Consider the following 8195-nt stretch of genomic DNA (forward strand, 5'->3'; position numbering starts at 1 on the left):
CCTCCATCGGGTCGTCTCGTAAGATCCTTCGGGCCTATTTCTCGTTCTCCGGAGACCGGCAATCAACGGCCCGTTTCCTTTACCAGAGAATCAATCCAGACTCTAAAAGTCTTTTCCACGCCTTGCCTGAAACCCGTGTTGAAGTAACGTACGACGCCATCCCTGTCAATCACGAATGTCGCGGGAATGCCAACCACTCCGTAGGCATCCCTCAGCCGTTTCGCCTGGTTCGCAGCAGGCAGAATGATTGCGGAAGCAGGCTTCCTCTTCGCATAGATGTGAACAAGGTAATCATCTTCGTCCAGACTGACCATAAGCACCGCTACGCCTTTATCCTTGTACTCGTCTTGAATCTTCTGAAGGTGCGGATACTCCGCGCCGCACGGCACTCACCACGTGGCCCAGAAGTTCAGTACGATTATCTTTCCGTGAAAATCGGAAAGGCTCATCTTCTTTCCGGAGATGGAACCGAGCCTGAAGCCCGGCGCAGTCTTGCCTTCCAGAGCACTTAGCTTTCCCGCCTGGATGGCCGAATCGCGGAGCGAGGCCTTGCGGCGCTCGGCTGACGAATTGAGAAAGCTATCCAGGGGTATTGATTTCTCCATGTTGCCGTATATGCGTTCCAACGCAGCCCGCGCTTCTGCTTTCTTGCCTCCATCAAAGGACCAGGCGACTGCCAGCATCTTTATCGCCTCCTCTGTCCTATTCAGCTTGCTGTAAATCACCCCAAGTTCAAATGCGGCGGATTCAGTCTCCGTCAACTGAAGGGATTCCGTCAGGGGCGCCACAGCCTGGGCGGTCAAGCTTCTGGCCAGGAATAACCGTCCCTGTGTATAGAGGAGCTCTGAAAGGGCACTTTTCTCAACTCCCGAGATCCCGTCGGTGCTCTGGACATCTCGAGTTGGGGCGAGGGCCTTTCGAGCTACCTCGATGGCCTGAGCAACGTAATCCTGGGCAACGTCGAGCTTGATATTCCGGTCTATATAGGCTTTAGCCAATCCGCTTTGGAGCGAGCTGAGTCGAGAACCGAGTCCGGCTTTCGCCATCAGGTTGTACAGGCGCTCCGCATTCTCCAGGTCTCCCGAGCGCAAGGAAATCGTAGCTTCGGTGGGGTAGAGGCCGTACAGTTTGAAATTCTCCTCATCCGTTTCCCGCTCGATCTTCTTGAGGGCCTCGAGCTGGGTCTTGGGATCTCGGAAGAGACTCATGGCCTCACGGAAATGATCCACAAAGGGACCTGAGTAATCGATCTTCTCTCCGGCTGGCGTGAGGACGATCCAATGGTTCCCCGGCTTCTGCTCGAGTGACTGAATCGTTTTTCCGAGCCGGTTCACCTCCTGATCCTCGAACACAAGCTGGTATCCCTGCAAGGCCACGGATAAGGCCTGGGCGTCCCCGGGATACCTGGCTTCGAGGTTCCTCACATCCCGCAGCAATTCGGCTTGAGTCTTTTCCGATCCCCTGGTGAGCCGCAGCTTGGCTTTCCACAGAACCGTGCAGGCTTCATAAGATTCCGCATCCAGCTCCAGCGTCCGTTGGGCCTCAGCTCGGGCAGAGGCGAATCTCTGCGCTTCAAGCAATCGCGTTGCGAGGGCAAGGTGCAGCGCCGCGCTGCTGCCTGCTCGTTTCCGTGCTTTTTCAAAGAGCTCACCTGCCTTCGCCCGGTCCTGATTCTGCAGGGACGCCGAACCGAGCTCCAGGAGCGCCCAGGCGAATCCCGGGTCAATGCTCAGAGCTTTTCGGTATTCGCCTTCTCCATCCTTGATTCGGCCCGCCCTCGCATAAGCCTTGCCCATACAATAATGGAACGTAGCGCTCCCGGGATGCGCCTGGAGATAGGCTTGATATTCGGCAATGATGTCGGCAGGCTGATTTCGGGGATTCGCGATGTAATCATTGTGGGCTTCCACGAATTCCGGCGAAAACCGCATGGCGGCCTTCAGTTCCGCCAATGCCTTATCCCATTCGCTCCTCCTGATGAAATCTCGCGCCGAAAAGTAATGCCTCCTGGCTTCTGACAGTTGGCTGGATGATTGCTGGAGCGATGCGGGCATCAGGATGGCGGCTGCAAGCAGCAAGAGGAATATAGGCAAAAGTGTCCTACCTATTTTCATAAATCCTCCTGATTACATGACGTCCTCGTACCTCTCCTGGCATTTTGCCCCATTTTGCCCGATCTTCAGTGCCAACGTCTTGTGATGACAGGGAATACAGCCTGAAATCAACTCACCCAATTTTCGGCGCGCCTCATCACTTCTTCTCCCGAACCAGGTTGGACAGATCAAGGGAACCTTGCCTCACACGCACGTTCAGGTCTGATCGCCCCTTGATGGAAGCCTTGATTGTGCTGTATTTGCCCGGTCTCAGTTTGTCAGGATCGATCGCCCAGCCCAGCAGGTAGTAGCGTGATACCTCCGCCAATGTCGTAATCAAGGCAGTATCCAGCGCATTCGTGTTTTTCAGGAACTTGCCGCCCGTGTCTGCAGCGAGTGCGTTGAGAGCATCCATTGGCGCTGCAGCCTCGTTGGAGCCACTGCGTGCTGACAATCCGGCGAAATCGGGCCTCTTCGCATCCGAAAGACCGACCACAAGGCCGCGTGTGTCCAGCGTGTACACCACAATCCCTGCATGAGCTGCAGCCGTGGTCAATTCGCCTATCCTGGCAACGATATCGCCTCGCTGAGTTTGGAGGACAAATCCGTCGGACAGGAAGAACACTATTTTACGTCCCGGCAATGCTTCCGCTGATCGCAAGAGGTTGCGAAGGCTCACGAGCGACTTCTCGCCAAGACTCGCAGACCATTCGGCCAAGGCGGCTGCCCGTTTCATCGTAGTTGCGATCGCGTCATTGATTTCCCTCTCTCCGAGAAGGCTCCTATCCAAATCTACGGGTCTCCGCACGATCGCTGAAACAAAATAGGAGAGCACGCGCCGGTCATTCTGCTCCAACAAATGCGCTTGATTCTCTGTCATGGGGGGATATTGGAGGTCTTCCGCGCCGGAACTCCTGTAGTTGAGCTTTTCCAGCGAAGCCAGCAAAGCAGCCTTATCGTTCGAAAGAACTTGAGCGGAGCCAAGCTGACCCGAAGCGGTTAGCACCGCAACCTTGTCGTTTGGTCCCATGGAGGTGTTGAGCAGGCCTACTAATGCCGACCGGGAGCGGATGGTGCTATCGGCTGACAAATGCAAGTCATCGACAAAGAATAGAAGAGTGCGGCCCGGATTGGGATTGCTGGCAACCGACCGTGGTGTCACAGAAGCTGGCATGTCTGTTTCCTTAGTCCAGGTCTCTTCGTCATGGCGACTCCCGGCGGAGATCATCTCGAAGAACTCGATCGGCTGAACCTTGCCATCAAGGCGTAATTCGAACTGTTCCTTCTTGAGGTCCGGGACGAAATGTCCCTGCTTGTCGAAGACCATAACGTCGGTCTGTACCACTCCGACATTGACTCGAATGGTTCCGGCTTGTGGCGGCTTTTGGGGCTTGCTGAGTTTCTGAGCCTGCGCATGGACAAGCAATGAAGCCACGAATGAGAAAATCACAATCGCGAATGCCCCACAGGTTTTTGGAGAAAATCCTAGGCTCCCCATTAGAATTCTCCTTTGCAGGGTATCAAAGTCAAAGCATGTGATTTTTTTCATTTTACCCCGCCCCCCGTAGCAGCGTCAACATACGAAACGTTCTTCCCCTATATCGCCAGCCTGGATGAGGGTGACGATCCTATGGATGAGACCGTGTTCGTCAAGGCCAATGCGAACCTGGGGGTGTCGGTGAGCCTGGAATCCATCCGGGAACAGGCAGAGAAGGCGAAGCAGGTCCCGTCGGCGCTGAATGCGTTTCTGCGCTATCGGATGAACGTGTGGACCGAGGCCCATTCGCAGTGGCTTGATATGGATACCTGGGATTCCTGCGCGATGGGCCCTGACGCAGACGAACTCGAAGGACGCGAGTGTGGTTGGCATGGGCTTCGCCTCGATGGCCGCCCCGACCCTGGCGTTTGAAGGTTTGGTGCTCGGGAAAAAGATCCGGCACGGCGGCAATCCGGTCCTGCGGTGGAATCTGGCGAACGTTGCCATCAGGACCGATCCGGCCGGCAACAAGAAACCGGACAAAGCAAAGAGCACGGAACGCATCGACGGCGTCGTGGCGCTCCTGCTGGCGCTTTCACGGGCAATCGTAAGGCCCGAGCAATCTGATTTTATTTATGAAAAACGCGGCCCGATTTTCTTGGATGCGCCGCGGCGACTGTTCTAACAACCAGGCCCTTTACGCGAAAAAGGTCAAGGCGGTTGCCGAAGCGGCGCTGAAGCTTGCCGAATGTGCGCAGCAGGAACGCGAGTTCAGGGAATCGCTCACGGACGCGGGCGTGATGCTGATCTTTGAGACCCTGCCCTTTAACTGGGTCGGCTACACGAGGGAGCGGTACGGAAACGCGAACATCTACAACCGGCAAGCGAAGAAGGCCGGGTGCCTGTAAAACCGATATCGAGAGGAGACAAACATGGCCAGACACGTTATTAGGGTGGACGGCGGCCGCGAATATCTGCCAAAGGAATATCGCGGAGAACCGCGGGATTATTACGCATCCAAGATTCGGCAACTGCGCGCGCGGCAACGCTCCGGCTCGCTTCAAACACCGCGGCAGTCCCTGCGCGCGCTCGAGATGGACCTGCGCATGGACATGGAGCTTGCAGGAATTCGCCCAAAGCTGCACCGCTTGTCCAACAAGAGCAGTAACGGCGGCGACTTAAAAAGGAATTGGGTTACCGGCAAGAATCTCCCCCCGATGCGCTTTGCTCCGCGCGTGGGAAATCGACACTCCCAAACTCTCGAACACCAAATGGCAGCCCGGGCAAATGTGCCCGGAGGAAGGGCGCAGTGTTCGCTCCAGCTGAGATCCGGTTGGAGCCCTGCGCCCTGTGTTCATCGGGGCAATGTTTAACATGGACCGACCGGAGACCTCGGGAGTTTAACCGCAGACGTGCGTCCAGCCGGCCCGATAGAATTTGCATCGGCTGCTTGCGTGAAAATCAGACGGAACAAGGGCAGACAGGAAGTGACGATGGCTCGCAAAGGTGACGGTATTTACAAGCGCGGCAAAGCCTGGTGGCTGGAGTTCCGGCACCAGGGCACGCGGTTCCAGCTTTCCCTTGGACGGAACATCCCAAGAAGCGTCGCCGCCGAGATCGCGATCGCCAAGCGCTCCGCGGTGCTGAGAGGGGAAATCGGCATTAGGCAAAAGCGTCTCGATATGACGTTCGAGGACTCAAAGAAGGCCTTCCTGGAATGGTCAAGGCGAACAAACGAGCCAAGACCTACCGCTCCTATTCTCGGTCCCTCGGGCAGATGGACAAGAGTTTCGGGGGGAAGCAGCTGAGCCAGATCCACCCCTTCCTGGTCGAGAAACACAAACAGAAGCGTGTCGCCGAGAATGCCCGTGTTGCGGCGAACCGGGAGATCACCTGTCTGAAGACTCTCTACAACCGTTTGATGGATTGGAAAAAATGCGAGGGGGAAAATCCGGCCCGACGGGTAAAGAAGTTTGAGGCGCCTGAGGGCAAGGTTCGATTTCTGACACCGGACAAGGAGAGCCGGCTGCTTGCGGCCGCGAAGGAACCACTGCGTACCATCATCCTGGTCGGCATCTACACCGGCCTTCGCATCCTGGCCGAAGCGCTCACGCTTCGGTGGGAGAACGTCGACCTGGCGAGAGGTTTTCTGACGGTGGAAGCAGCCTATGCCAAGGGCAAACAAACGGACACACTCCCGATCAACCGGATTCTGGTGGAGGCCCTGGCGCTACTGAAGGAGACGGCCACGAACGAATGGGTCTTTGTGAACCGGCTTGGCCAGCCCTACAAGGCCATCCGAACGGCCTTTGAAAACGCCTGCCGGCATGCTAAATTAGCCGACGTCACCCCACATACTCTCCGGCATACGTTCGCGAGCCGATTGGGGATGCAGGGTGCCGGGGATAGAACACTTCAGGCGCTTGGACGCTGGAAGGAACCGAAGATGATCAGGCGGTACGTTCATCTCAGCCAGGAGCACTTGAGGGAAGCCGTGGAAAAACTCGCGGAAAATTCCCCTACGATTTTCACTACACCTGCCCGGGAAGCCGAACAGGCTGTAGCCGCTAAACTTAGTTCCGCCAGTTAGATGGGCCCATAGCTCAGTTGGTTAGAGCAGCTGACTCATAATCAGCGGGTCGCAGGTTCAAGTCCTGCTGGGCCCACCAATAAAATCAACCACTTACAGCAAAATCAAAAAGCCACGAAATAGCGCAATCGCCATTTTGGATCCAAATTGGATCCAAATCCGCAAACTTCGAATGTGCAGTGCCATTCTCCTATCCTGTAATCACGCCGATCTCCAGAATTCGCTGCTCATAAAATAATGCCGAGCTGAGGTGACCTCGGCGAGGCGATGGATCGCCATCGGCATGCCCGCAGAGAAATATTCGCTCAAATCGCTTGTCGGCCAGTTGGATAAGTTGGCGGCTTTCCTGTCGCAGGAGGCTGTTTCATGGGAGCGGTCTGCCCAAATCCCGTCACATATTTCCCGGAGGAACTCCCATCCGGCCATTGCGCACTCATGCCTGCCAAACCGGATCTCATCGTTTGTGAAAGTGCTGGGGAGTATGTACCCCGCAATCCCGAAAAGACGGTTCTTTATAATGTGGTTGTTCGCTACCTGGAGACCTTCCTCGCCCGGCAACGAGAGCGAGACAAAGTGGTGCCACACTTCGTGGAACAGGAGCTTCGGGCATTCTTGGATTGCGGCGTTTTAGCCCGAGGTTTTTTGAGGGTTCACTGTGATGCCTGCGGACTGGATCGGCTTGTCCCGTATTCTTGTAAAAAACGTGGGTTCTGTCCGTCGTGCGGCGGGCGGCGCATGGCGGACACCGCCGCGCATCTGGTGGATCGTGTTTTCCCCGAAGTGCCGGTCCGGCAATGGGTGCTTTCAGTCCCTTATGCATTGCGCTGTCGCCTTGCTTATGATTCCTCCCTTGTCAGGGATGTATTGCAGATCTTTGTACGAACGATCTTTGCTTCCATCCGCCGCAGGGCGGGCATTCCTGCCTCGAACCGCCAGGCTCGTTGCGGCGCCGTCGCCTTCATTCAGCGCTTCAGTGATGCTCTTAATCTCGATCCGCACTTCCATTTGCTGGTGCTGGATGGCCTCTATGTGATGAACGGCCAAGACGAACCGGCGTTCCGGCGTGTATCCCCGCCGACGGATAAGGAAGTTGCCCAGGTTGCAGAGCGCGTTCATCGCCGTGTCGCACGACTAATGGAGATACGGGATTTGGGGCCGCAAGCGGATCCGGATGAAGCCGATGGTTTGCGGCGGGACCAACCGTTGCTCGCCGAACTCTACAGCGCATCGGTCGCGGGGCGCGTGGCGATGGGACGGCGCGCCGGCATGCGCATCGCGAGAGTGGGGGACGAGGTGGATCCCGAAGATGGCGCCCTGCCATCCGGCGCCTGCTGCGCAGCGGTTGCCGGCTTCAGCGTCCATGCTGGTGTCCGCGTCCCGGCACGCGACAGGCTTCGATTGGAGCGTCTCGCGAGATATGCCGGGCGTCCGCCGCTTGCAACGGAGCGGCTGTCGCTGTTGCCGGACGGCAGGCTGCTGTATCGGCTCAAGCGCTGCTGGCGCGACGGAACCACGCGCGTGATCTATGAGCCCCTGGAATTGATGGAACGGCTCGCAGCGCTTGTACATCCGCCCAGGTTCAATATCACAAGGTTCTACGGCATTTTTGCGCCTGCAGCGAGTCTCAGGCCCCGGGTGACTCCGGAGACAGAAGTGTCAAGCCCGCCACGGCATCCGGGCTGTCAATCCGCAGTTGAGGCCGAGGTGACCAATCCCGGAAAGCTTGCGGGCTTCGGCGTCGCGGACACGCACCAGGGCGACAAGGTGAAGGTCACCTACATGGGCCGCGATGGGACCAGGGAGAAGTTTGAGGCTCCGGCAACCGATCCTGGAAAGAACAAGAAAAAGCGTGGCTGTCAACCGAGGAATTACCAGTGGGCTACCCTCATGGAACGTGTGTTCGACCAATCGACCAACTGCATGTCGCGCCGGAGAGATGACTTCGCCTATCCGGATTACGCACCCCTTTCACCCCCTATTCGGACAAGAGATCGACTGCGTCGAGCGGCGGATCGGATGGGGCGATGACCTGCTC

The 8195-nt window shown here is 57.0% G+C and carries 9 protein-coding genes and 1 tRNA gene; 7 read left to right on the plus strand and 3 right to left on the minus strand.

What is annotated here, in order from left to right:
* Positions 1-62 precede the first annotated feature (62 nt).
* The 3 genes from LAP85_17150 to LAP85_17160 form a co-directional block, all read right to left on the minus strand.
* The gene (locus LAP85_17150; protein MBZ5498130.1) at positions 63-389 is read right to left on the minus strand and encodes a TlpA family protein disulfide reductase; all 327 of its coding nucleotides are present in this window, start codon (positions 387-389) and stop codon (positions 63-65) included.
* Complete coding sequence (locus LAP85_17155) at positions 390-2114, minus strand: tetratricopeptide repeat protein (protein ID MBZ5498131.1); 1725 nt, start codon at positions 2112-2114, stop codon at positions 390-392.
* Between the two features lie 136 nt (positions 2115-2250).
* The gene (locus LAP85_17160) at positions 2251-3591 is read right to left on the minus strand and encodes a VWA domain-containing protein (protein ID MBZ5498132.1); all 1341 of its coding nucleotides are present in this window, start codon (positions 3589-3591) and stop codon (positions 2251-2253) included.
* Positions 3592-3603: 12 nt separating this feature from the next.
* Here LAP85_17160 and LAP85_17165 point away from each other — a divergent pair, with 12 nt between their 5' ends.
* The 7 genes from LAP85_17165 to LAP85_17195 all read left to right on the plus strand — a co-directional run bounded on the left by LAP85_17165 (position 3604) and on the right by LAP85_17195 (position 8188).
* Positions 3604-4002, plus strand: coding sequence for a phage terminase family protein (locus tag LAP85_17165; protein ID MBZ5498133.1), 399 nt, complete (start codon positions 3604-3606; stop codon positions 4000-4002).
* The gene (locus tag LAP85_17170) at positions 3977-4255 is read left to right on the plus strand and encodes a hypothetical protein (protein ID MBZ5498134.1); all 279 of its coding nucleotides are present in this window, start codon (positions 3977-3979) and stop codon (positions 4253-4255) included. Before LAP85_17165 ends, LAP85_17170 begins: the two co-directional genes overlap by 26 nt.
* A complete protein-coding gene (locus tag LAP85_17175) occupies positions 4233-4478 on the plus strand; it encodes a hypothetical protein (protein MBZ5498135.1) in 246 nt (81 codons plus the stop codon). The genes LAP85_17170 and LAP85_17175 overlap by 23 nt, the downstream gene beginning before the upstream one ends.
* A gap of 24 nt (positions 4479-4502) precedes the next feature.
* Complete coding sequence (locus LAP85_17180; protein ID MBZ5498136.1) at positions 4503-4943, plus strand: hypothetical protein; 441 nt, start codon at positions 4503-4505, stop codon at positions 4941-4943.
* 344 nt (positions 4944-5287) lie between these two features.
* The gene (locus LAP85_17185) at positions 5288-6160 is read left to right on the plus strand and encodes a site-specific integrase (GenBank protein MBZ5498137.1); all 873 of its coding nucleotides are present in this window, start codon (positions 5288-5290) and stop codon (positions 6158-6160) included.
* A 2-nt stretch (positions 6161-6162) separates the two neighbouring features.
* Positions 6163-6239, plus strand: a tRNA-Ile gene (locus LAP85_17190).
* A gap of 287 nt (positions 6240-6526) precedes the next feature.
* Positions 6527-8188 carry a transposase gene (locus LAP85_17195; GenBank protein ID MBZ5498138.1) on the plus strand — a complete coding sequence of 554 codons (1662 nt, stop codon included), beginning with the start codon at positions 6527-6529 and terminating at the stop codon, positions 8186-8188.
* The last annotated feature ends 7 nt before the right edge of the window (positions 8189-8195 follow it).

It is taken from the genome of Terriglobia bacterium (assembly GCA_020072565.1).
Lineage (GTDB): Bacteria > Acidobacteriota > UBA6911 > UBA6911 > UBA6911 > JAFNAG01.